The organism is Butyricimonas paravirosa (assembly GCF_032878955.1).
In the GTDB taxonomy this organism is placed as follows: Bacteria; Bacteroidota; Bacteroidia; order Bacteroidales; family Marinifilaceae; genus Butyricimonas; species Butyricimonas paravirosa.
This window is the reverse complement of sequence record NZ_CP043839.1, coordinates 642,410-663,246: the sequence shown is the minus strand read 5'-3', so window position 1 is coordinate 663,246 and position 20,837 is coordinate 642,410. Positions and strand designations below refer to the sequence as shown.

The following is a 20,837-nucleotide window of genomic DNA, read 5'->3' as shown; positions in this document are numbered from 1 at the left end:
AATTTCATGTTTACCAGTTGATTTCTTGAATACCCTTACTTCGTAGAAAAGCATTGGCTTTACTGAAATGTTTACAACCGAAGAAACCATACTCAGCAGAACGGGGAGAGGGGTGTACGGTAGTTAACACAAGATGTTTACGAGTATCAATAAGTGACATCTTTTGTTTGGCATAACTTCCCCATAACATGAAAACCAAGTTCTCCCGTTCATCACTTAATTTTTTGATCACGGCATCGGTAAAAATTTCCCAGCCTTTGTCTCTGTGAGATCCCGTTTCGTGCGCCCGAACCGTGAGTACCGAGTTTATGGGGAATACCCCTTGGGTTACCCAATGGTCCAGATTCCCGGAGGTCGGGATGGGTGTCCCCAGGTCCATGTGTATTTCTTTAAAAATATTTGCCAGAGAGCCGGGAATAGCTACCCCATCCGGTACGGAAAAACATACTCCGTAATATTGACCCGGATTAGGATAAGGATCTTGTCCCAAGATGACAATTTTTACTTTTTCAAAGGGGCAGGCGTTGAATACATGAAATATCTGGTGTCCCGGAGGAAGTACATGAGCTTTCTTGTATTCACTCTTGACAAACGCCACTAATTTCTCGAAATAGGGTTTGTCAAATTCATCCTGTAAGCGTTGTTGCCAACTTTCTTCTATTTGAACCTTCATAGATGCGTTTAGGTTGCTAAACGAAGACAAAAGTAAACATATTTTTCATTCGTTTATTTCCATTTTTTCAGAATTTTATTGTTTACAAAGCTTTGATGTTCATGATTGGTTTGATCGTGTCGATGATCGTTGCCGTGTCTTGTATCGCCAGCATGATCAAATCTTTATCTTTATACGCCATCGGGGATTCATCAAGGGTTTGTCGGCAGACGGAGGTGGAATAAATGCCTTCCATTTCTTTCGTGAATTCCTCCATATCCAGTATTTTCAGTGCTTTGTTCCGGGCAAGTACCCTTCCGGCTCCATGAGGGGCGGAACAGTTCCAGTCCGGGTTACTTTTTCCTTCGCAAATCAACAAACCGTCACGCATGTTGAATGGGATAACCATTTTTTCACCTTGATAGGCTCGAATGGCTCCTTTTCGAATGATCCAATCGGTCGTATCGATGAAATTATGCATGGAGTAAACCGTGTCCACGGCTCGGTAATTTTCACCCAAGTCTTTGAATATGGCTTTTGCCATGGCTTTATGGTTGAATTGCGCGTAAGTTTGAGCAATAACCATATCGACAAGATATTCATACATATCTTCTCCTTCAAGCATATACTCCCTTTTCCCGACGTGGTAACGTTTGTTTAACTCTTCCAGTTTCTGGGGAATATCACTTGTCGGTAGTGTATCACGCGTGATACACTTGAATTCTTCATGGTACTCTTCCGGAAGGACGGTCGTTTTATGCATTTTCTTGGCATGATAATTACACACCTTCAACCCGAAATGACGAGAACCGGAGTGAATGGTCAGGTAATGTGATCCATCCTTGGTAGATTCTCCCAATTCGATAAAATGATTTCCACCGCCTAATGTTCCCACGGAACAATAGAAGGTACTTTCTTTGATACCGATTTTTTTACACAAGCGGGAGATATATTCTTTATCGACTTGAATGGAACCTTTGGTTTCCCCGAATCGCTGGAACCATTTTTGTTGAAAGGCATGAAGGTTATTATTCACGGTTTCAAAATAGGGGGTAATCCACCAGTCTTCCAAATTCTTTTCCTTTCGGATATGCATTCCCATGGGGATGGAACGCCGGATGGCGTGGTCCAGTGTAGGGAATCGTTCTTTTTCGATTCGCTGGTTTAATTTGAACGTGGTGACGGAACAACCGATGTCCACACCAATATAGTTCGGGTTGACCATTCGTGTCACGGGCATGGTGAATCCAATCACGATACCCTTACCCACGTGGGTATCCGGCATGATTCGTACTTGTACTCCGGCAGAGATTTCCTGGTTTAGAATGTTCCGGACCAACTCGATGGCTTCGGTTTCCACTTCGTCGATGAAAATTTTACAATCTTGATTGTATGTTCCTTTTAATTCTATCATGATTTTTGTTTTTAATATACGCGGAGCAACGGGCAAACAAGGATCGTACGGGATTCGAACCCGTGGTGACCACTTTAACGAAGTAACCCTGTTTTACGGCATCCGCGTGAGTTTCATTTGTAAAAAACAGGAGTAACAAGCGAGAAAGGAAACGGGGCATGACTTGCCGGAGTCGAACCGGATAGTCTCGTCGATTTTACGACCTCACTATTCCTCCCCTAAATTGAGTCGAAGTAACCCTTCTCTACGACATCCTGTTTTAGTAATTTAAAAGCAAGGCTACAAGCGATAAGAGACTGTTTCCTGCTCTACCCACTGAGCTACACTCCCTTGTTCGTGATTTACAGATCGTGGAAGTGGCGGGATTCGAACCCGCGACCCAGGCGTTATATGCGAAGTAACTCTTGTCTACGGCACTTGCTTTATATTGTTGTTTCAAAGAACGCTTTTATATTTCTATTTTCATTATTTCGTTGACAACCGAGGAACCTTGTTCGATATAATATATCATATCGAATATTTTTTCACTCCACCCGCTGACGAGGATCACGTTGCCGTTATCTTTGGTCATGCTGTTCCCGTAACCTCTCAAGTCAATCGTATAGACCCTCACGTCCGGGTTGATCTTCAGGTATTTCTGGAAAAGGCGGTTGAAGTTTTCTCCCCGATTTCCTTTGTGATCGTACCAGTTGCATCCGTCACCGACTTGACAGTCAGAGAATATAATGATTCTGTCTACAATCGTTTTTGATTTTATCAAATATTCCATGTAGTCGAATATTCCTCTTTCCGTTGCCGGGCCGCATTTCTTGGCGGCTTGGTTAATGATGTTGAAATTCTCGAACACGTTTACCGAGCGACTCAAGTTCGCATCAATTAACCGATCACCAAACAGCCCGACGTAAGTGTCTTTGCATTTGTTCCAATACAACACGGCAAACAAGTTGGCAATATCCGAAGTTTTTCGTTCGCTCATGGCCGACACTAGGGATTTCCCACCCCGGTCCCCGTACATACTTCCGGAGTTATCGGATAGTATCACGGTTTTCCCCTCGCGGATCGGGATATTGTCACAACTGATTACCAGCGCTTTTTCCAAAGCTGTCAAGGCTTTCTTTATTTTCGCTTTTTCTCCTTCGAATATAGAGGTTTCTCTGGCCAGTTTGTCTATTTCCAGGAATGCTGACAAATAACGGAAAGGCATTTGTTTTGCTTTTCTGATCCGGTATTCGTTTGTCAGGATATTCAAGGTCATATCCAATGCTTTATCAGTGCTTTTCGTGACGATATTCCGCAAGTTGCGTAATAGAGCCATGTAACCCACTTGACCGCTTGACACTAGTTTCTCCCATTTTTCGGAAACGGCTTGGGCTTTCGCTTTCTCGTTTTCGAACGCTTGTTTACCCAGTTCGGATAATTCGGTTTCCCACGTGTAAGGAATAGCTAGTTGCCCCGATACGATTTTGTCAAATACAGCTTGTTGTGCTTCATCCTTTGCTTTCGGGTGAACCAGAAACAATGCGTCTCGCAGGCTTACAGCCGAGTTGGCATTGTATTTGGCGAATTGATACTCGTCAAACCTGTTGAACGATTCGATCAATCCTTTTTGTATTTGTTTTGACAATCGGTTCAACTTTTTGCTCCCTTCCCGTTTGTTGGCGATTTGGTAATAAGCGAGAATCTCGGTGATTTCGTCAGCTCGTTTTACTACACCCGCAACGGCACGTTTCACAATTTCGTTACCGGAATACAATCTTGCCAATTCAACAGTCAGTATCATCGGTACCGAACGCAAGTTCATTTCCGTGCGAGCATATACAGCGAGTCTGGCTACAAACTCGGGACTGCATTTCGCGATCAGATTTTTGATCCTGCAAACCCTGTCCGTGTTTGATTCGTAGTATGAATCATCGACCACGCAGGTGACTACGGTTGAATAGAGTTCCATTTCCGGCGTCATTTTGTAAGCCTTGGCTCCCATGTAATTCACGGTAGTGTCTTTTCCTTTGTTTGTAAAATTGAATTTCATAATTGTATCTTTTTTCGTTTTACACCACAAAGATGCATAGGTAGGTGCGCAAGCTTTTTGCGTAACTGAAATTATTTTCATATTTTTGAAAAAATAATTTTTATCCTGTTTTTATGCCAGCGAATCGTAATGCCCTAATCCGTTATAAAACAATAGATAACTGCCTGCGTAACAAATATAGAAGATGGACGCTTGAAGATTTGATTGACGCGTGTTCCGATGCCTTGTACGAGTACGAGGGGATCACGAAAGGAATCAGTCGACGCACGATTCAGATGGATATACAAATGATGCGTAGCGAGAAATTGGGTTATAATGCCCCGATCGTGGTATATGATAACAAATACTATAAATACGAAGACGAGGAGTATAGTATCACGAACACTCCCTTGTCGGAGCAGGATTTGAAAGTGATGTCGGAGGCCGTAGAGGTGTTGCGCCAGTTTAAAGGGTTCTCTTATTTCTCGAATATGGGGGATATTATCAGTCGTTTGGAGGATCATGTGACTTCAGCCCGTCAGAAAACAATCCCGGTGATTGATTTCGAGAAGAACGAGAGTCTGAAGGGGATTGATTATCTGGATATGATTTATCACGCGGTGGTGAGCAAACAAGTGCTGCGGATGAAATACCGGTCTTTCAAGGCCCGATCCGCGTCATCGTTTTTGTTCTATCCTTATTTACTGAAAGAGTATCGGAATCGTTGGTTCGTGTTCGGGGTAAAACAGGGAACGTCCGTGCTTGTAAACTTGGCACTTGACCGTATTCATAGTCTTGAAATCGCTAAAGAGGAATCTTACAGGGAAAGCACGGTGTTTGATCCGGTCACGTTTTTTGACGATCTTGTCGGGGTAACTAAAAACACAGGATCAAGGGCTGAAGTGGTTCGTTTTTGGGTAGATCGACTCAACGCTCCATACGTGGAAACCAAACCTCTGCATAAGTCGCAACGGGTGGTGGAAAGACAAAAAGATGGGTCTATCGTGTTCGAGATAGAGGTGGTTATAAATCAAGAGCTAAGACGGGAGATTTGTGGATTTGCCGAAGGGATTCGGGTGCTATCACCACCTATGTTGGTGCAACAGATGGCATCCAAATTTCAACAGGCAAATGATCTATACCGGCAGAACTGATTTTTATATTCCTTTTTTGATGATGGTATAACCAAAGAATCCTTTTTCCAAGGTTAGAGTTCTGGTTGCGTTAGTACGTGTCTTGTTATAGGTGGAGAGTGAAACCGGGAGTTTTTTTCGTGTCCCGTTTTCGAAAATTACTTGCAGGTAATATTCTTTTCTTTCCCCGGCTGGAACATAACGGTGGTTTCCGACTCTACGGGTTTGCTTGTGTGTTTCGATATGTTTTGATAGTACGGTTACTTTTTCTTCCCGGGTAGAAGACGGATCTGCGAGCATGAAGTTTCCGCCCAAGATCATGAGATAACAGAAAGCGCTTGCGTGAAATAGATGGCATATACCATTCAATATGTTATTATCGGAACGAGTTAGCCATTGCCATTTTTTTGCGAAAAACAGAGTTGCAATAGCGAGTATAAGAGCCATCGAGAGTGGTTCCCACCAAGCAATCAGTGTTTCTTTGTAAAGGACAGACCCGAAAGCCCAGGCCAGCATGGCGAGTAGCACAGTTACGTAAGGGATGATTTTGGAGAATAACGCTTTCATACGGCCGCCTCCATGTCTGCCCGACTTTTACTACGTGTTACCAGGAAAACTCCGGAAAAAACGCAAATAACAGCGATGATTTTTAACAGGTTGAACGAGTCCATACCCCAATAAACAGCAACACAGCTTGCGACAATCGGTTGAACATAGCAATACATACTTACCACGGTAGGACGTAAATAGCGTTGCCCGATAGGTGCCAACAAGTAACTGACGAACGTGCTACCCAGCAGGATAAAGCTGAGACCATACCATATATTGGGTTCAAGTGACAACCATTCCAGATGTGTTATGTCTTGAAAAGAAAATGGAATGATACATATTGCCGCATAAGTGAACATCCATTTCATGAGTGTGATAGGAGTGTAACGACTGATGAGTTGTTTGAACAGAACAAGATATAGGGCGAAACTAAGTTCGGCAGTGAGGCAAACAATATCTCCCCAAATATTACTGTTATGAGTTGTTCCTCCGGTATTTTGGTTACTTACGATCAATAATAAGGCTCCGGAGGCACCTAGAAATATACCCGATACTTTCTTGCTTGTGATAGGCTCTTTCAGGTAGATTGCGGCAATGATCATTGTTAGAATAGGAGTACTTGTTGTGATGATGGAGGCATCTACCGGGGAGGTCATGCCAAGTCCTATGGTGAACAATCCTTGGTTGAAAAGCACTCCTAACATGGAGGCGAAGAATAGTTTCAACAGGTCAGGAGGGGACACGTGTTCCCGTTTGGTGAAAATGGAGGCAATCCAGAATAAGATGGCAGCCCCGATAACCCGGATTTCGACAATAATGAAAGGTGTTATGATGCTGGTAATAAGTACCATTTTCGAGATGGGAGACATCAATCCCCACATCATATTGGCTGTGGTCATGGATAAATGGCCTTTTAATTCATCCTTTTTCATCTTCTGTTATTCATTTTGCGACCACAAAAGTAAAATAAGAAAAAAAAATTCCAGTATAATTTGAATAATTTATGTATTATACTACCGAAATAAGTTGCAGGATATTGGACAAAACGAAGATAAAGACGACTTAAAGCCGAGATATAGCTGAGTGGAGTCATCTTTATCTTTTAGTTATCCCCTTGTTACGTGTTGGTTGGGAGATGTCCTAGAATAATTAAGGGTTTGATATTGAATGATTCTTTTTAGTGGTGAGATGAAATTTTCATTCACATAACCATTCATCCACCTCGGTATACAATTTCTCGACTAGATCAGGGCGGTTGATACCCGGGAGGTTTTCATTAACGGTCATACCGTTTCTTTTGGTCATGTAAATAATGCTGGCATAACTCTGCCTGTATTTCGATATTTCGTCCGTGGGGATATGAATGTTATTGTTAGGAAAAACAGGTGTGATCGAATCTTTTTCATATATAGATTCAAAACCGACAATATACCATTGATCATTAATTTTTTGCGTACGGAAAATTAGTTTCGTGTCAGAGGATATTTCCACCGGGTTCCCATCAAGTTCCATGCGCATCTGAATCGTTGCCATCATGATCGTGACAGCTTTGTTGCCATTAAGCCATGTTTGAGTGTTGTGAATTTTATGTGGAGCATAATTTTTCATTTTGCTGGAAGCCTCTGCAAACCCGCGTCCTGTTCCTTGATACCATGAAATATTCACGTGAGAATCGACTGCATAGCATCTAGCCATTTCATCCCATAAGGCATTGTCCCGACAAAAACGTTCGAACTCTACCAACTCTTTTATCGCTGTTTTCTCTAAAACAGCCTTTTCGCTTTCTAAAAGCGGTCTTTTTAAGATAATCTTTGTCATTGCATGATGAATTTGGGAGTAAATATAAAAAATCGTATATAAGTTTTTTAAAAAATAATCAACAAATTGTTGCATATAACTTAAATTTTCATGTTTAATTTAGCTAAATAGTTTTATTATTAGAAATAATCTTTGTAAATTTGTATAGGATCTAACAAAAATCACGATTATGAAACGTGTGTTTATTTTATTGGTTATTCAAATTATATTTTTGGGTGTATTATCTGCCCAAAAGATGACTAGATCTTCAGAATACGATTTTTATGCAAAAAAGAAATTATGGAGAAGGTTGTTTCTTGATTCGGTAAGATTGAAAGAACAAAAAGAAATATATTTTTCATTTTCCCGTGATAGCACGCTAAAATTAGTTTCCGCAAAAGATATTTTTACGCGTGGAGATTCAATATATTTGAACAAACTGACTCTAAATAAATTTGATGTAAATTTAGATTTATTTCCTAGAGTTGATTTCAAGTATACCTTACCCGTGAAACCTTTGCTTTATATTTCATTACTGGATTATTCTTCGAAACCAGTTCTCGATCGCTACTCGCATTTTTATAACCCGTTTGATAGAAACAGAAACTCAAGGGATTTAAAATACTTGTGGTCAGGCGGTGCTACAAACTTTAAAGAGACTGGATACTCGGGCAATTTTACTAATCATACTAAACCGATGTATTTGCTTCATCTCGTAAGAGATGGGAAAAAAATTAAAGGTTTTGCATTGGAATTATTAGATGATGATGACTGGTAGTTCATCATATTGGCTTAGCTCTTCGTTTTAGTTGGATTTCTATATTCTGACTAGCTAAAGTGATTCTCATTTGAATGGGTGCTTCACTCGTTTTCAAAAGTTTTGTTTTCCTGATGAAAAAAACAGCACGCTAAAAGTTTGTTTCTGCATAATCTCTCCTGTTAAATTTGTAAATTCAAAGGTGAGGATTGCTCGATTAATGCTATTTGGTAATATGATGTAATACAGTGTTTTATCACCTCAATTGTGGGAGATTTTCGTGTAAAAAAAATCACCCACGAATTAAGCTATGTGAGATGCACTTTTTCGCTCAAATATTCGTGGATGATAAAAAAATAACCCTCGAATTTGCTTGAAATTCAAGGGTTTTCTCCGTTTTCTCTATTTTTGTGGTGCCACCAGCAACCGAAAGTCGGCTTGTATAGCACTATTTCTCAATAAGTTATATCTTTATTACGATGTTAGTCCCTTGAATAAGGTTTTCACAACTTTGCACCGTTCAACACAAGTTTGTGTCTTAGGTTCGATTTCTGCGTGCAAAGGTAGATATTTATTTGGAATTATCAATATTTCCAAGAACTTTTTTTGTATTTACTGCTAAAAGTCTGTTTGAATTTTGTTCAGTATTCTTTTAGGAGTTGTTTTGAGGATTTTTCTCTGTATCATTAAGAAGAATTGCAGGCTATGTGACGGAAGGTTTTCAATATCCATGAAGTATATAGAAAGAACTTTAGTCGAAATGTCAGGTATCAATTTTCCCAATAGATTGAATCGTAAAGGAGTATTTTTATCGAGTAATATGTATAACTACATAAACCCCACTGGTTTCGAAACGTGCAGCCACATTACAAATAGGGTAAATTTCAATAATGGATTGTTTTGATGAAAAAAACTCTTCAATATTAGACTTACTGACATAGGGCTGTCATAGAAGACGCTATCTTTGTATCAAAAAGTATTCAACTTAATATTATAGAATATGAAAAGATTATTTTTATGCTCATCATTTGCTGATGTTGCTAATCTATTTGTCGATTGTGCCAAAGAAGATTTGCAAGGGAAAATTATAGCTTTTATACCAACTGCAAGCCTTACAGAACCAATACGATTCTATGTAAAAAAGGGGAAAAAGGCTTTAGAAGAAGCAGGAATGATTGTTGAAGAAGTCGAGATTACCCAACTGCCCAAAGAGGAAATATCTTCTATATTACATAAATGCGATTATATCTACATAACAGGTGGAAATACATTTTTCCTTTTGCAAGAGTTAAAAAGAAAAGGTGTTGATAAAATTATATCTAAACAAGTGAAATTGGGTAAACTGTATATTGGGGAATCTGCCGGAGCAATAATAGCCTCTCCCGATGCAGAATATATGAGAAGTGTGAATTTTGATCCAATAGAAAAGGCTCCTGAATTGAAAGACTGTACTTCTTTAGATTTGGTCGATTTTTATACGATTCCCCATTATGGAAATTTTCCATTCAAGAAAAAAGGTGAAAAGATAGTTCAACTATATAATGAGAAGTTGCAGCTTATTCCTATAAGTAATAAACAAGCTGTTATTATTGAAGATTCAAATATTCAAATTAAAGATGCAAAATGAATAGAATAGACCGTATTTCTGCTATATTGATTCAGTTACAATCGTACTCGTTAGTGAAAGCACAGCAAATTTCAGAACGTTTTAATATAAGCATTCGCACTGTATATCGAGATATAAGAACATTGGAAGAGGCAGGCATTCCTATCATAGGAAATCCCGGTATTGGTTATTCACTTGCAGAAGGATTCAAATTATCTCCTCTAATGTTTACTCAAAAAGAGGCTTTGTCCTTTTTGATTGCAGAGAAATTAGTACATGAACTAACTGATTCAAATAGCAACGAACATTATAAGTCTGGAATAGAAAAGATTAGGTCTGTCATGCGTTTTGCAGACAAAAATATGTTAGAAACAATGGAAAAGTGCATGTCTGTATTGGATACTTATAAATCATCTACCTATAAACCTGATATTCTTTTACTTATTTTACAAAGTATATACCAAAAAAGAATTATTGAAATATCTTATTTGGGAAGTAATGCGTTAAGTGTTTCAGAACGAAAGATTGAAGCTGTTGGAATTTTCTTTTCGAGAACTAACTGGTATCTAATAGGCTTTTATCTTCCCAAAGAAATCTATCTTACATTTCGGATAGATAGAATTCAAAAAATGCACATTCTTAATGAATTACAATCACGGGAACATCCTCCTTTGGAAAAATTCATACGCGAGTTTTATGATAAAGAAAAATTACATGAAATCGTTATAAGAATAGAAAAGAATAAAACCTCCATAATGAATGATGATAAATATTATTACGGATTAACATCTGAGAAAGAGATAGGGGATATGTTTGAGCTTCATTTTCTAACATTTTCAATCAGTAAGTTTGCACATTGGTATCTGTCTTTTGCAGATAGTGCAACTATAATAAGACCAGATTCTTTAAAATATGAAGTTAAAAATATTATCAATAACATTTCTATTTGATTGCTGTCAAATAGTATTTTTAATCGACTAAATGAAAAAAATATTCGACCAAAGATTTTTCCGCTTATTGTCGGAATGCTCACAACGTAAAGTGTCTGCATCTGAATTTGCAGAAGCTATCGAAGAATTGGCGACCCATGTAGCCGATTTCAGTATCACAGAACAAGATTATAGCATTTTACTCCGCTATTTCTCTTTTGGTTTGTATCGTCTTAAATCATACCGTGTATGGTTTGAGCAGGAAAAAAATATCCTATTTGCATCTAATTGATGAAGCGATAGGGTTACTGAATACCGAAATACGCCTAATCGAATGGCGTATCAAGTACCCGGAACAGTTGCAGCAACGCACCAACAAACAAGCCCTTTCCCCTCTATATCTCGCTGACAGAACCACTCTTATCAATATCATGGAAATAGTTAGCGGGCTGTTCCTTTCCCAAAAGATTGTGTATCAAAATGGCAAGCCTGTTTATTTAGTGGACTTGACGAAAGCCTTTGAATGGCTTTTCAATATCAAGATAGGTGATTGTTACCAAAAGCATGAGGACGTGATAAAACGAAAGCCGGGCAAGCTGACAGAGTTTCTTAATGGACTGGCAGAGCTTATTCGCAAGGAACATGACAAGAAAGGGTACAGATAACCAACGGCTTACGATTTATTTATAGGGGATTCCATTAGCTCCCCCGTAATTTCTTTGCGTCCGTTTTCTGAACTTTGCTTCATCAATCGATTGACAGACCATAATGTATAATCAGAAAAATGAAGCAATCATGTATATAGACAATGACGATTTCAGCGTATGGATGCAGAAGCTGTACGCCAAATTGGAAGAACTCTGCAAGGATGTACGGGTACTGCGCAATGCCGACAGGGTGCTGCCCGAAGATGACAACCTGCTGGATAATCAGGACTTGTGCCTGCTCTTCAAGGTGAGTATCAAGACCCTGCAACGCTACCGGGCTATCGGTGCGCTGCCGTATTTCACAATCAGCGGAAAAGTGTACTATAAGGCTTCCGATGTCCGGGAGTTCATCAAGGAGCGGTTCAGCGTTACCACGTTGCGCCAGTTCGAGAAAGAACACTGCACGAAGAAAAAGAAGTGAATTAGAAAGCCGGGGCGGTTCTGCTCCGGCTTTGCTTTTGTTTTATGGCTTGCCTAATTTGTCGGCTTCCTCCTTTAGCTGCTCGGCTTGCTCGTTCAACAGCCTTGCCCGTTCCAACGCTTCCGCCTGTTTCCTGCTGCGGTATTCAAAGCCTTTCACCGAATCGGTCAGGCTTCGGATGAAAGCGTTGTCCCGTTCCCGGCTGAACTTCGTTTCCAGCAAATCAAGGCTGCTGCCGTCTGCCTTTCCTTTCATCAGGATATAGCGGTATTTTATATCGTTGTCCTGTAACCGTTGCATCCGTTCCGTAAAACGAATATTCAAGATTAGCGAAATGATACAGATAATAAAACCTGCTGAAAGAAGAAAAAACTTGGGTTTCAGGTAGGGAGTTACCCGATATATCAGTTTGCCGTACCATGAAACGGGCGTTATTTCTCCGGCTGGTGTATCATCAGCCGGGAACAACACCTTTAACCGCTCCTTGAAATATCGGTGCGAGGTCACGATAAGCCCCTTTATATCTTCAAGGTCTTGTTTTTGGTTCTCGGACTGACCTTTTCTGATACTGCCGATTTGGTTTAGAATCTCCTGCACCATGTTTTCAGGAATGCCGGATTTGCCCTGCATTTCCGAAATGCGCTGTTCGATAACGTCCAGTCGGTTAATCGTTTCCTCCCGGCTGGCTGGCGTTACCTGCTTCTCCTGCCGTTCTTTCAGTTCCGTAACCATAGAGAGAAGTCCCTCCAAAATTAAGTTATTTTCCATGTTCCTATAATTTTAAGTGTCGTTTCTTTTTCTTCTTTTTTCTTTCACCGGGATTGTCGGGTGTTTCATCAGCCGGAGAGGACGGGGCGGAGAACAGACCGCCCAAGCCTGTCAGTAACGGACTGTCGGCTTTGCCCAGTGTCTGCGATAGCTCCTGAACAGGTGCGGAAACCGTCTGTCGGTTGTTTCCGGCAGTGTTCAGCCCCGCATCCCCGAAACATTTATCCAGTTTGGAGAAACTGAAACTGCGGTCTATCTCCGAACCCTTGAACGTGTATTCACCTATGGAAAAAGATATGCCCTGCACTTCGCCAGTCTGTCCCCTGTGCTTGAAATGAATCCCGATACCCTTTTCTGCCAGCCGGGTTTGTAACTGCCGCCAGTTCCTTGATTTCCCGATTTCATCCTTTACGGCATTGTAAATCTCGTATTTGGATTTGTCCGGCTCTCTCAAACGGTGCTGTTTTACATGCTCCTTGCCTTTAGCGAAATAAAGCCCGTGTTTGGCTTTCAGCTTCTTGCATACCTGCTCGTTGCGGTACATGTCGTTCCTGTCCGAAATGGTCTTGCCGTTGTTGTCTATACGGTTGAACACGATATGTACGTGCGGATGTTCCCGGTCTTGGTGGCGCACGATGATGTACTGCGTATCGGTGATTTTCATTTCACGCATGTACTCCTGCGCAAGCTGTACCATTTTCCCGTCTGTCAGCTTGGGTGCGTCCACCGGGGAATAGCTTAGCGCAATATGTCCGACCGGCTTTTTCAGGTCGGGGTTCATCCCGGCTTGCAGTATGAAACTGCGTATGATGTCCCGGTTGCTTTCGGCTAATATTCCCTCCGCATGAAGCAAGGCTGCCTGTTCCTTGCCGAGTACATAGTTCACGCAGCCTTTAAATCTGCTTCCCTTTCTTATTTTTCCAATCATCCGACAGTTGGTTTATGATTTCAACAATCCTGTTCTTGAGTTTCACCAGTTCCACCGCTACCAGTGCAAACCCTCCGGCATTCGCCCGGTGCGCCAGCTGGTTGATGTTGTTGGCTTCGCCCGCCAGCTTGCGGATAGTGTCCGCATCCTGCCTGTTCAGCCGGGGCGTTACCTCTGCCGAAACGACCGCCTGCCGGACGTACTCGCTGACACGCAGCCCGGCTTCGGTGGCTCGCTTCCTGATTGCGTAGAACTGTAACTCGGTCAACTTCGTGCTGACTACCCGGTTCTGCTTGTCTATCCGGCTTTTTGCCGGGCGACCTCCCGGTTTGTTCCTTATCCCTGTCATACGTTTTTACTTTTAGGTGGTATCTTAAAAATTGCGACCAACGGGAGAAATTTTCTTTGCTGTCAAGCAAAGCAAGGTGTTTCGGTCTACCGAAACATAACCTTGCTCTCCCTAATCACACAGCCTGCCGTCTGTTCATGCCGCCAGTCTTGCAGGTCACATCCTTAGCCCTCTCTTTCTTTTTTCACCCGGATTTTGTCTGTTATCCTGCTCCGGCTGGGGCTTGTCGGTAACTGTCAAGTCTTGGGATTGTTTCACTTTAAGACTACGCAAATAGTCGTTCAGGTCATTGTGACCGCTGTACAGGTGTGATGCGTCACGTACACGCCATTTGTATTCCTGCCTTATGGCTTCAACCGCTTTCCTGCCTGCCTCGTCATTGTCAAGCATACAGTGTATATGCCCGTAATCAGCCAGCGGATATAAGGCTTTATCTACGTTGGCGGTGGAGTTCAGGATAACGTAGTCCTGCCAGTCGGTACAGGGCATACCCGGGCTTTTCTGTTGCCGGATAGTGAGGAATGAGAGGAAATCCATAAAGCCCTCGAACACGAAACAGGTATCTCTCGGCTCTCCCTTTTGCCTTATATGGGTGATGTCTTTCGATGTGCTGCCCTTGAAACGGGGATTGCGAAGCTCGTAACCTTCTGAATCATTCCTGAACGCCAGCGCAAAATAAGGCTTTCCACCGATGCGGTAATACATTTCCTGCACGTATGGGGCTGCCGTTCCGGGGGAAATCCCCCTTTTCTGCAAGTAGCGCATGAGTGCCGGATTCTGTAACGGCTGTATTCTGCGTATCTCTATCGGGCTGGTTGCCTGCCTTTTCGTGTCCCTTTCTGGTAGGTCTTTCCCGTGAAAGGAAAAAGAGGTGGTGCTGCCCTGTTCCAGTCGGCAGATAGCACCGTAGGCGTTGCACCCGTTCTGCTTCATCACAAGGTCGATGAGCGTCCCGCCCTCGCCAGTTCCGTAGTCACACCATAGATTGGCGTTATAATCCACCTTGAAACTCGGTGTGTTGTCCTCCCGTAAGGGGCTGCGGTACATCCCGTAACTTCCCTTTTCCGTGACGGGCTGGATTCCCAAAGAGTTCAGGTAATCCTTGATACTGATATTGTTGGCTTCCTTGTAGGTCATAATCTTTATTTTTTTGATGTTGATAAATTGCAGTAGCACAGTAAGAGGTCAGTAAGAAGAAAAGTTACTATGTTTCTGCACATAATTCTTTTTCTTTCAGCGGATTACCTCTTATACAGTAAGATAAGTAAGTTATTTCTTCAAAAGAAGATAGAAATATAACCCTGATATTTCCTGCGGTTTTTCTTTTTCCAAAAGTTTGCGGTTTTATCTTACTGCTTACTGCGCTATTGTTAAATATTTGATATACAGTATATAAAATAGGAATATATCTTACTATGGCAGTTACTGCGTTGCAGTAATAACCAATCGTAAAATGACCGTGCTAACCGTAATTGCTGTTTGTACAGGATGTTGGAACAGGCTTTATCCTGTACCCATATACCGAATAGGTCTGTTTGTCGATACGTTTCTGTACCCGTTTGAACCCGGCTTTGCGTAACGCTTCCCCCAGCCGTTTTTCGGATAGTTGCATGGGGCATATATCCCGTAAACGTGCCAGTATCTGTGCCGTTGTCATAAAGAACAGGGCTTCTTCTTCCTCTGTCGGCTTCTCAAAATATTGCGTCAGCATCTCAAACTCGACTGTCTGCACCTCAAATTCCGCATTTGTCAGGTGCAGTTCCCCAATCTCCGCATCATTGAACCAGTAGCGCACGCCCTGACGGTACAGGTACATGATTTCGGAATAGACGTTATCCATGCGGATGCTTTCTGCTGTGGGCTTGTCTATGCGCAGCACCTCAAACGGCAAAAAACGCCTGCTGCCTGTCGGGTCGGTCAGGAACTCGTTGCCGTTCACCGAAGCCATGAAGCTGGCGAGGTGGGGGTATTCCTCTATGTAAACATCATACGGTTTGCGATACTTTACCGCCGGGGTGGTGATAAGGTTCTTCAATGCGTTCTCGTTCTGCTTGTTGAGTTCCTTTAGCTGGTCGTCAATGTTGATGAATAGGTATTCGGCTATCAGTGTCAGGATGTCTTTGCCCTGCGGGTCTATCTTCCCGGTAAACAGGTAGTTTTTAAGCGGTGTCGGGCAAAGGTTGTCCAGCCACCACGATTTGAATTGTCCCTGTCTGTCCCCGGTCAGTACCAAACAGGTATGGTTCTGACATCCCGTGTCGTTCATCGCGTTGGCTACCACACCGATAAGCCATTTCGTGCAATATTCCTCCCATTTACCGGGGTTGGCTACCTGTACTGTGTTCAGAAGCCTGCCGATATGCCCGTGTTCGGCAGGATTCAGTAAGGGCAGGGCGTTGAAGTATTCCCGTATGGGATGTACCTTTCTTGCGAAATCGCTTTCCAGTATGGTACGGATGTTCTCGGCAGAGGTGACAATACCAGCGGTTGCGTCCAGCCTGCGCCTGAACGAGTTCAGGACGAATTTCGTAACGGGCTGGTACAAGTCCGAAGAACTTGCAGCCCGGTATTCCGTCCGGCTCTTTACGGTATTGAACCGGAAATCGTACAGGACGTTCAACAGGCTTTCGATGCGCTCGTTCTTTGACTGCCAGCCCTCGATATGCCGTGCATCATCACTTCTTTTCTTTTTCATCGGGAAGTCTGTTAGAAGCCGGGACATACTGCTGCTGCATCCACTTTTTGAGTTCCTCCATGTCAAAACGCAGGGTACGCCCACGCTTGACACACGGTATCATCCCCTTACTGGCTAAATGATACAGGTAATTGACCGAATACCCGGTTATGCCGCTGGCAACGGATATTTTGATTAACACAGGCTCTTTTCCGTCCTGCCGTTCTCCGGGCTGTACGCCCGTGACCGGGGCAATCATCTTTTCGATGTTCTCCAGCCGTTTGAAAATTTCTTCGAAAGGATTATTCATGAGTGCTTATTTTGAATTAGCACCACAAATAAAATAAGAAAAATCGGTAAAAAACAAAGCGTCAGCCATTTGGAATCGCTTTGCTTCGCTCTGCACCAAATTAATGTCGGCAAATAGAAAACGGTTTTGTGTTCATTACCTTACTTATTTAGTAAGTGAGGAAAAGACGGGGTTTTTGTTATCGTTTCGTTTCTTTCATGTTGTTTTTGGGTTGGTGGTGGACATTTTCGGACACGCAAGGTCATTTATGGACAGAGGAAAACAACCTATTATTCAGCCTTATATATTTGCACCAGTGAAGAAAAACGGAGTATTGACAAGAATAAATATATCGGTTATGGAAATAGTGACGATTGAAAAGAAAACCTTTGAACTATGGAAACAGAGGTTTGAAAATTTTGTGGGTCGTGTGGATGCGCTCTGCGTGCCTTTACGCAGGAAGCGTGACAAATGGCTGGATAACTGCGAAACCTGCCGTCTGCTGAACGTTTCAGCCCGGACGATGCAGACCTACCGTGACACGGGGAAACTGCCTTACTCGCAGATTAACAATAAGATTTACTACAAGGCTTCGGACGTGGAAACATTTTTGCTCAACCAAGTAAGGGACAATTCTAAAAAGTAGGCGTATGGATTTGATAACGAAAGATTCCGAAACCACGCTGGTACTGTTTTCTTCCCTTGACAGGGTGCTGGAAAACGTGGAGTATGTGGTAATGAACTATCGCCCGGTATTGAACGGTGAACACTACCTGACGAGCGATGAGGTGTGCAGGCGGCTTTGCATCAGCAAACGGACGTTGCAGGATTACAGGGACACGGGGCTGCTGGGCTACGTGCAGCTTCCGGGAAAAATCATCTACCGGGAAAGTGACATCATGGATTTGTTGGAAAGGTTCTATCAGAAATGAAATCTTGAAAACATGAAATCTTGTTTTCTTGCTTTCTTGAAATATTGAAGTATTGAAATATAGCTGTCTTGTTTTCTATATTGTTTGATTGATTGAAAGCCAGCAATCACGTTTTCTTGAAAACTGTGTTGCTGGCTTCTTCGTGGTTATATGGATAGCTGTTTCTCAACGGCTTGCATATCCCTTAGTATCGTTTGGTCTAATACTTTCGCATAATGCTGCGTCATTCGGGTGGATGAATGCCCCAGCATTTTAGCCACGTTCGGCAGTGACACGTTGTTAGCCAGTGCGATAACCGAAGCGAAACTGTGCCGGGCTGTGTGCGTGGTCAGGTTCTTTTTAATACCGCATAAGTCGGCAATCTCTTTCAGGTAGCTGTTCATCTTCTGATTGCAGGGAACGGGCAACAAAGTTCCTTTATCCATGCAGTAGGGGTTATCCTTATACTTTTCAAGTATCTGTTTGGGAATGCTCAAAAGCGGGATGTTGCAGATATTGTTTGTTTTTTCACGGGGTTTCACTATCCACAGGTTGCCGTTATTGTCCTCTGAAATGTGTTCGGGGCGCAAGTTATACACGTCTATGAATGCCAGCCCGGTATATACGCAGAAGATAAAAACATCCCGTACCAGTTCCAGCCGTTCAATCCTGAACTCTTTCTGCCATATCCGGTTTATCTCGGCTTGGCTTAGAAACTGTTTGTTTACCTCCACCTCGTGAAACTTGATTCCGGCAAACGGGTTCTTTGTCAGCCACTCGTTAGCAATGGCAAGGTTTATCACTTTCTTAAAACATTTCATGTACCGGATAACGGTATTCTGTGCGCAATGCTTCTCCGTCTTTAGGTATAAATCGAATTTGCGTACCAGTTCCCCGTTTACCTCACGCAGTAACATATCATCTACCTTGTAATCCCGTCTAACCAGTTCCATGAGGTATTTAAGGCAATTGTCGTAACGTCTTACGGTGATGTCGGCATAGTCCGTCCCGATTAGCTTCCGGCAGTTGTCGTTATGTTCCTTGAATACATTATGCAATGACTTGAAAGTTTCGTCCTTTCCCTGATAGCGGTTCACTATGGCACGTGCGGAGATAATCTTTCCCTCCAGTTCCAAATCTTGGTAAATCTGATAGAATTTCACACGCAGGGCGTCAATGTAATGGTTAAGTTCTACGGAGTTTCGGTCTTTGCCTGTCGATTTCTCTTTTTCCTGCGACCAAAGTGGGACTTTTACGCTCCGCTTTAGTTGAAGTTCCACGTATAGGCGGTCATAAGTGACACGCACACGCACGGGCGCTTCCCCGTTTTTTAACAGTTTGCTACGCTTGATGAAGAACAACACGCTGAATCTTTTTCTTTCCATACGGCTCAATTTTTAATGATACAAAGTTAGGAAATCGAACCGAGAACCCTGTTATGTAAAATAGTGCAACGTGCTGTAAAAGAATGAAGTAAATACTTCGCAGTGGAACATTCCGGGCTTTTGAAAACAGTCCCTTGAATAAGGACGTATGGTTTGCTTCAATCCCACTAATTTTGCCTATTCTTGGAAAAGAAAAATCCCTGAACTTCTTTGAAATTCAGGGATTTACATCGTTTTTCTTTCTTAAAAAGTGGTGCCACCAGGAATCGAACCGGGGACACAAGGATTTTCAGTCCTTTGCTCTACCAACTGAGCTATGGCACCATCGCTGAATTGCGAGTGCAAATATAGAGGTTTTATTTCAATCTGCAAGAGCTGAGGCAAAGAATCTCGAAAAATATTATTTCCCGCTTTGTCGAAGACGGATGCAGAGGTATATCATCCATACCATGATGACCATGGAAGCATAGGGAACTGCCGGAACGAACAGGAACCATAGCAAAAAACCGATGATCAAGAGGTAGAGGTAGATGAACAAGTATTTATTGATGATCCACGGTAGAGTGCGTTTACCGAGGAAGAATGCGGCGATGAGGTTTAACGGATTTGCCCAGAAGGCATTGAAGTTGGGGAACATCGTGGGATGTTTCGTGAAAAAACACAAAAAGACGATGAGGCACCCGACAACGCCTGTCGCGATAAAGAAGGGAATAGCGATAGCTTTTAGCAAACGGCGGCTTTTTACCTTTTGTAAAAGTAAAATGAGTGCAAGCGTACAAATGGCAAAAACAAAGAACGGGGAGAAGTACCAGGGTGTTGAAAGATCCTGCTCCGGTGCTTCATATATTGTCTCTATCGGCTGCACGAGTGGAGTTCCATTATATGCCGCGGAATCTAAACGATACATGAGGTAATCGGGAAGAAACATTTGTTCCCGGATGGTAGCCGTGGAGGTTGCGGGAGAGCCAAGGATCGTGTGAATACCCCATTGAATCCACGGGGAACGACCTAGATATTCATCCAGAAGGTTCCAAAAACTTTTCGTGGAAGGCTGAGCAATCCATGTGATTTGATTGTCTGTACTTTTCTCAATGATGTCCCGAACCCGGGTTGAACAATTGTCATATAGAAAGTTGTAAAGGTATTCCCGGTTTGCAGGTTCATAATTTTCAACGAGCAAGTCCATCAAGTATTGCTTTTGAATGGAATCCAAATTTAAGGTCTGGGAATACACGCTACGCTCGTCATAAATGTAGGAAGATAAAAAACGACGAAACTCGGAACACGATAATTGGTAGGGGAGTAGGCCACGTGCAAATTTGAAATAGAATCCCTGGGTTGCAAAATCAAACGTCCCGTAATTGAAAACAATATCCATGTTGTTTGCTTTGTCCACTACCCGGATGCCTGTGTGTCCGAACAGCGAGTAAAGTTCGTTACCCGGGGAACACGTCAGAATGCTGATCGTGGCATCTTTGGATAACTTGACGGAGGCAGAAGTACTCGTCGTGAGTAAAAACAGGAAAAAGGATATGATGAATAGTTTTGTTTTCATGTGTT

General features: G+C 42.5%; 24 protein-coding genes and 1 tRNA gene. 9 read left to right on the top strand and 16 right to left on the bottom strand.

Going from position 1 to position 20,837, the window contains the following annotated elements; all coding sequences use genetic code 11:
- Positions 1 to 10: 10 nt before the first annotated feature.
- The 3 genes from ung to F1644_RS02870 all read right to left on the bottom strand — a co-directional run bounded on the left by ung (position 11) and on the right by F1644_RS02870 (position 4,095).
- Positions 11 to 673, bottom strand: coding sequence for a uracil-DNA glycosylase (gene ung, locus F1644_RS02880; protein ID WP_118302126.1), 663 nt, complete (start codon positions 671 to 673; stop codon positions 11 to 13).
- A gap of 82 nt (positions 674 to 755) precedes the next feature.
- Positions 756 to 2,066 (bottom strand): RtcB family protein, encoded by a 1,311-nt coding sequence (locus F1644_RS02875; RefSeq protein WP_118302127.1) that lies wholly within the window; start codon positions 2,064 to 2,066, stop codon positions 756 to 758.
- A 448-nt stretch (positions 2,067 to 2,514) separates the two neighbouring features.
- Entirely contained in the window at positions 2,515 to 4,095 is a 1,581-nt protein-coding gene (locus F1644_RS02870; protein ID WP_158572083.1) for a TROVE domain-containing protein, read from the bottom strand.
- A gap of 113 nt (positions 4,096 to 4,208) precedes the next feature.
- Between F1644_RS02870 and F1644_RS02865 the strand changes: the two genes are divergently transcribed.
- The gene (locus tag F1644_RS02865; RefSeq protein WP_168044327.1) at positions 4,209 to 5,228 is read left to right on the top strand and encodes a helix-turn-helix transcriptional regulator; all 1,020 of its coding nucleotides are present in this window, start codon (positions 4,209 to 4,211) and stop codon (positions 5,226 to 5,228) included.
- Between the two features lie 3 nt (positions 5,229 to 5,231).
- Here the strand turns inward: F1644_RS02865 and F1644_RS02860 are convergent, their stop codons facing one another.
- From F1644_RS02860 to F1644_RS02850, 3 genes are all read right to left on the bottom strand, one after another.
- Entirely contained in the window at positions 5,232 to 5,774 is a 543-nt protein-coding gene (locus F1644_RS02860; protein WP_117722522.1) for a DUF2500 family protein, read from the bottom strand.
- Positions 5,771 to 6,688 (bottom strand): DMT family transporter, encoded by a 918-nt coding sequence (locus F1644_RS02855; RefSeq protein ID WP_118302130.1) that lies wholly within the window; start codon positions 6,686 to 6,688, stop codon positions 5,771 to 5,773. The genes F1644_RS02860 and F1644_RS02855 overlap by 4 nt, the downstream gene beginning before the upstream one ends.
- Before the next feature lie 265 nt (positions 6,689 to 6,953).
- Positions 6,954 to 7,574: a nuclear transport factor 2 family protein gene (locus tag F1644_RS02850; RefSeq protein ID WP_118594399.1), complete on the bottom strand. Its 621-nt coding sequence runs from the start codon at positions 7,572 to 7,574 to the stop codon at positions 6,954 to 6,956.
- 169 nt (positions 7,575 to 7,743) lie between these two features.
- On the opposite strand from F1644_RS02850, the gene F1644_RS02845 reads away from it, so the two are divergent.
- Positions 7,744 to 8,331, top strand: coding sequence for a hypothetical protein (locus tag F1644_RS02845; protein ID WP_118302131.1), 588 nt, complete (start codon positions 7,744 to 7,746; stop codon positions 8,329 to 8,331).
- 4 nt (positions 8,332 to 8,335) lie between these two features.
- On the opposite strand, the gene F1644_RS22705 is transcribed toward F1644_RS02845, so the two are convergent.
- Complete coding sequence (locus F1644_RS22705; RefSeq protein WP_370819010.1) at positions 8,336 to 8,401, bottom strand: hypothetical protein; 66 nt, start codon at positions 8,399 to 8,401, stop codon at positions 8,336 to 8,338.
- Between the two features lie 909 nt (positions 8,402 to 9,310).
- On the opposite strand from F1644_RS22705, the gene F1644_RS02840 reads away from it, so the two are divergent.
- From F1644_RS02840 to F1644_RS02820, 5 genes are all read left to right on the top strand, one after another.
- Positions 9,311 to 9,937 carry a Type 1 glutamine amidotransferase-like domain-containing protein gene (locus F1644_RS02840; protein WP_004315354.1) on the top strand — a complete coding sequence of 209 codons (627 nt, stop codon included), beginning with the start codon at positions 9,311 to 9,313 and terminating at the stop codon, positions 9,935 to 9,937.
- Complete coding sequence (locus tag F1644_RS02835) at positions 9,934 to 10,866, top strand: helix-turn-helix transcriptional regulator (protein ID WP_005645910.1); 933 nt, start codon at positions 9,934 to 9,936, stop codon at positions 10,864 to 10,866. The genes F1644_RS02840 and F1644_RS02835 overlap by 4 nt, the downstream gene beginning before the upstream one ends.
- A gap of 31 nt (positions 10,867 to 10,897) precedes the next feature.
- Positions 10,898 to 11,137, top strand: coding sequence for a hypothetical protein (locus F1644_RS02830; protein ID WP_005645908.1), 240 nt, complete (start codon positions 10,898 to 10,900; stop codon positions 11,135 to 11,137).
- Positions 11,091 to 11,510, top strand: a complete 420-nt coding sequence (locus F1644_RS02825; RefSeq protein WP_005645906.1) for an RteC domain-containing protein — start codon at positions 11,091 to 11,093, stop codon at positions 11,508 to 11,510. Before F1644_RS02830 ends, F1644_RS02825 begins: the two co-directional genes overlap by 47 nt.
- 130 nt (positions 11,511 to 11,640) lie before the next feature.
- Entirely contained in the window at positions 11,641 to 11,973 is a 333-nt protein-coding gene (locus tag F1644_RS02820; RefSeq protein WP_005645903.1) for a helix-turn-helix domain-containing protein, read from the top strand.
- A 42-nt stretch (positions 11,974 to 12,015) separates the two neighbouring features.
- Here F1644_RS02820 and F1644_RS02815 read toward each other — a convergent pair whose 3' ends face one another.
- The 6 genes from F1644_RS02815 to F1644_RS02790 form a co-directional block, all read right to left on the bottom strand.
- Complete coding sequence (locus F1644_RS02815) at positions 12,016 to 12,741, bottom strand: hypothetical protein (RefSeq protein WP_117673324.1); 726 nt, start codon at positions 12,739 to 12,741, stop codon at positions 12,016 to 12,018.
- Between the two features lie 4 nt (positions 12,742 to 12,745).
- Positions 12,746 to 13,669 carry a relaxase/mobilization nuclease domain-containing protein gene (locus F1644_RS02810; RefSeq protein ID WP_117673322.1) on the bottom strand — a complete coding sequence of 308 codons (924 nt, stop codon included), beginning with the start codon at positions 13,667 to 13,669 and terminating at the stop codon, positions 12,746 to 12,748.
- Entirely contained in the window at positions 13,635 to 14,018 is a 384-nt protein-coding gene (locus F1644_RS02805) for a MobC family plasmid mobilization relaxosome protein (protein WP_117673319.1), read from the bottom strand. The genes F1644_RS02810 and F1644_RS02805 overlap by 35 nt, the downstream gene beginning before the upstream one ends.
- A gap of 156 nt (positions 14,019 to 14,174) precedes the next feature.
- Positions 14,175 to 15,155, bottom strand: coding sequence for a toprim domain-containing protein (locus F1644_RS02800; protein ID WP_168044325.1), 981 nt, complete (start codon positions 15,153 to 15,155; stop codon positions 14,175 to 14,177).
- 325 nt (positions 15,156 to 15,480) lie between these two features.
- Positions 15,481 to 16,713 carry a virulence-associated E family protein gene (locus tag F1644_RS02795; RefSeq protein WP_005645989.1) on the bottom strand — a complete coding sequence of 411 codons (1,233 nt, stop codon included), beginning with the start codon at positions 16,711 to 16,713 and terminating at the stop codon, positions 15,481 to 15,483.
- Positions 16,694 to 17,002: a helix-turn-helix domain-containing protein gene (locus F1644_RS02790; protein ID WP_005645988.1), complete on the bottom strand. Its 309-nt coding sequence runs from the start codon at positions 17,000 to 17,002 to the stop codon at positions 16,694 to 16,696. Before F1644_RS02790 ends, F1644_RS02795 begins: the two co-directional genes overlap by 20 nt.
- Positions 17,003 to 17,339: 337 nt before the next feature.
- Here F1644_RS02790 and F1644_RS02785 point away from each other — a divergent pair, with 337 nt between their 5' ends.
- Together F1644_RS02785 and F1644_RS02780 are read left to right on the top strand one after the other, a co-directional pair.
- The gene (locus F1644_RS02785; RefSeq protein ID WP_005645986.1) at positions 17,340 to 17,627 is read left to right on the top strand and encodes a helix-turn-helix domain-containing protein; all 288 of its coding nucleotides are present in this window, start codon (positions 17,340 to 17,342) and stop codon (positions 17,625 to 17,627) included.
- Positions 17,628 to 17,631: 4 nt separating this feature from the next.
- On the top strand, positions 17,632 to 17,913 hold the full coding sequence (locus F1644_RS02780; RefSeq protein WP_005645984.1) for a helix-turn-helix domain-containing protein: 282 nt from the start codon (positions 17,632 to 17,634) through the stop codon (positions 17,911 to 17,913).
- Between the two features lie 146 nt (positions 17,914 to 18,059).
- Here the strand turns inward: F1644_RS02780 and F1644_RS02775 are convergent, their stop codons facing one another.
- The 3 genes from F1644_RS02775 to F1644_RS02765 form a co-directional block, all read right to left on the bottom strand.
- The gene (locus F1644_RS02775) at positions 18,060 to 19,277 is read right to left on the bottom strand and encodes a site-specific integrase (protein WP_005645982.1); all 1,218 of its coding nucleotides are present in this window, start codon (positions 19,275 to 19,277) and stop codon (positions 18,060 to 18,062) included.
- Positions 19,278 to 19,528: 251 nt separating this feature from the next.
- Positions 19,529 to 19,601: transfer RNA gene (locus F1644_RS02770), tRNA-Phe, on the bottom strand.
- Between the two features lie 76 nt (positions 19,602 to 19,677).
- Positions 19,678 to 20,832: an Lnb N-terminal periplasmic domain-containing protein gene (locus F1644_RS02765; protein WP_118302132.1), complete on the bottom strand. Its 1,155-nt coding sequence runs from the start codon at positions 20,830 to 20,832 to the stop codon at positions 19,678 to 19,680.
- Between the last annotated feature and the right edge of the window lie 5 nt (positions 20,833 to 20,837).

Coding starts and splice junctions, on each gene's coding strand:
- F1644_RS02840 (WP_004315354.1), top strand. CDS start 9,311: ATGAAAAGATTATTTTTATGCTCATCATTTGCTGATGTTGCTAATCTA.
- F1644_RS02805 (WP_117673319.1), bottom strand. CDS start 14,018: ATGACAGGGATAAGGAACAAACCGGGAGGTCGCCCGGCAAAAAGCCGG.
- F1644_RS02875 (WP_118302127.1), bottom strand. CDS start 2,066: ATGATAGAATTAAAAGGAACATACAATCAAGATTGTAAAATTTTCATC.
- ung (WP_118302126.1), bottom strand. CDS start 673: ATGAAGGTTCAAATAGAAGAAAGTTGGCAACAACGCTTACAGGATGAA.
- F1644_RS02855 (WP_118302130.1), bottom strand. CDS start 6,688: ATGAAAAAGGATGAATTAAAAGGCCATTTATCCATGACCACAGCCAAT.
- F1644_RS02810 (WP_117673322.1), bottom strand. CDS start 13,669: ATGATTGGAAAAATAAGAAAGGGAAGCAGATTTAAAGGCTGCGTGAAC.
- F1644_RS02835 (WP_005645910.1), top strand. CDS start 9,934: ATGAATAGAATAGACCGTATTTCTGCTATATTGATTCAGTTACAATCG.
- F1644_RS02870 (WP_158572083.1), bottom strand. CDS start 4,095: ATGAAATTCAATTTTACAAACAAAGGAAAAGACACTACCGTGAATTAC.
- F1644_RS02830 (WP_005645908.1), top strand. CDS start 10,898: ATGAAAAAAATATTCGACCAAAGATTTTTCCGCTTATTGTCGGAATGC.
- F1644_RS02860 (WP_117722522.1), bottom strand. CDS start 5,774: ATGAAAGCGTTATTCTCCAAAATCATCCCTTACGTAACTGTGCTACTC.
- F1644_RS02800 (WP_168044325.1), bottom strand. CDS start 15,155: ATGACCTACAAGGAAGCCAACAATATCAGTATCAAGGATTACCTGAAC.
- F1644_RS02865 (WP_168044327.1), top strand. CDS start 4,209: ATGCCAGCGAATCGTAATGCCCTAATCCGTTATAAAACAATAGATAAC.
- F1644_RS02795 (WP_005645989.1), bottom strand. CDS start 16,713: ATGAAAAAGAAAAGAAGTGATGATGCACGGCATATCGAGGGCTGGCAG.
- F1644_RS02790 (WP_005645988.1), bottom strand. CDS start 17,002: ATGAATAATCCTTTCGAAGAAATTTTCAAACGGCTGGAGAACATCGAA.
- F1644_RS02845 (WP_118302131.1), top strand. CDS start 7,744: ATGAAACGTGTGTTTATTTTATTGGTTATTCAAATTATATTTTTGGGT.
- F1644_RS02775 (WP_005645982.1), bottom strand. CDS start 19,277: ATGGAAAGAAAAAGATTCAGCGTGTTGTTCTTCATCAAGCGTAGCAAA.
- F1644_RS02765 (WP_118302132.1), bottom strand. CDS start 20,832: ATGAAAACAAAACTATTCATCATATCCTTTTTCCTGTTTTTACTCACG.
- F1644_RS02785 (WP_005645986.1), top strand. CDS start 17,340: ATGGAAATAGTGACGATTGAAAAGAAAACCTTTGAACTATGGAAACAG.
- F1644_RS02780 (WP_005645984.1), top strand. CDS start 17,632: ATGGATTTGATAACGAAAGATTCCGAAACCACGCTGGTACTGTTTTCT.
- F1644_RS02850 (WP_118594399.1), bottom strand. CDS start 7,574: ATGACAAAGATTATCTTAAAAAGACCGCTTTTAGAAAGCGAAAAGGCT.
- F1644_RS02815 (WP_117673324.1), bottom strand. CDS start 12,741: ATGGAAAATAACTTAATTTTGGAGGGACTTCTCTCTATGGTTACGGAA.
- F1644_RS02820 (WP_005645903.1), top strand. CDS start 11,641: ATGTATATAGACAATGACGATTTCAGCGTATGGATGCAGAAGCTGTAC.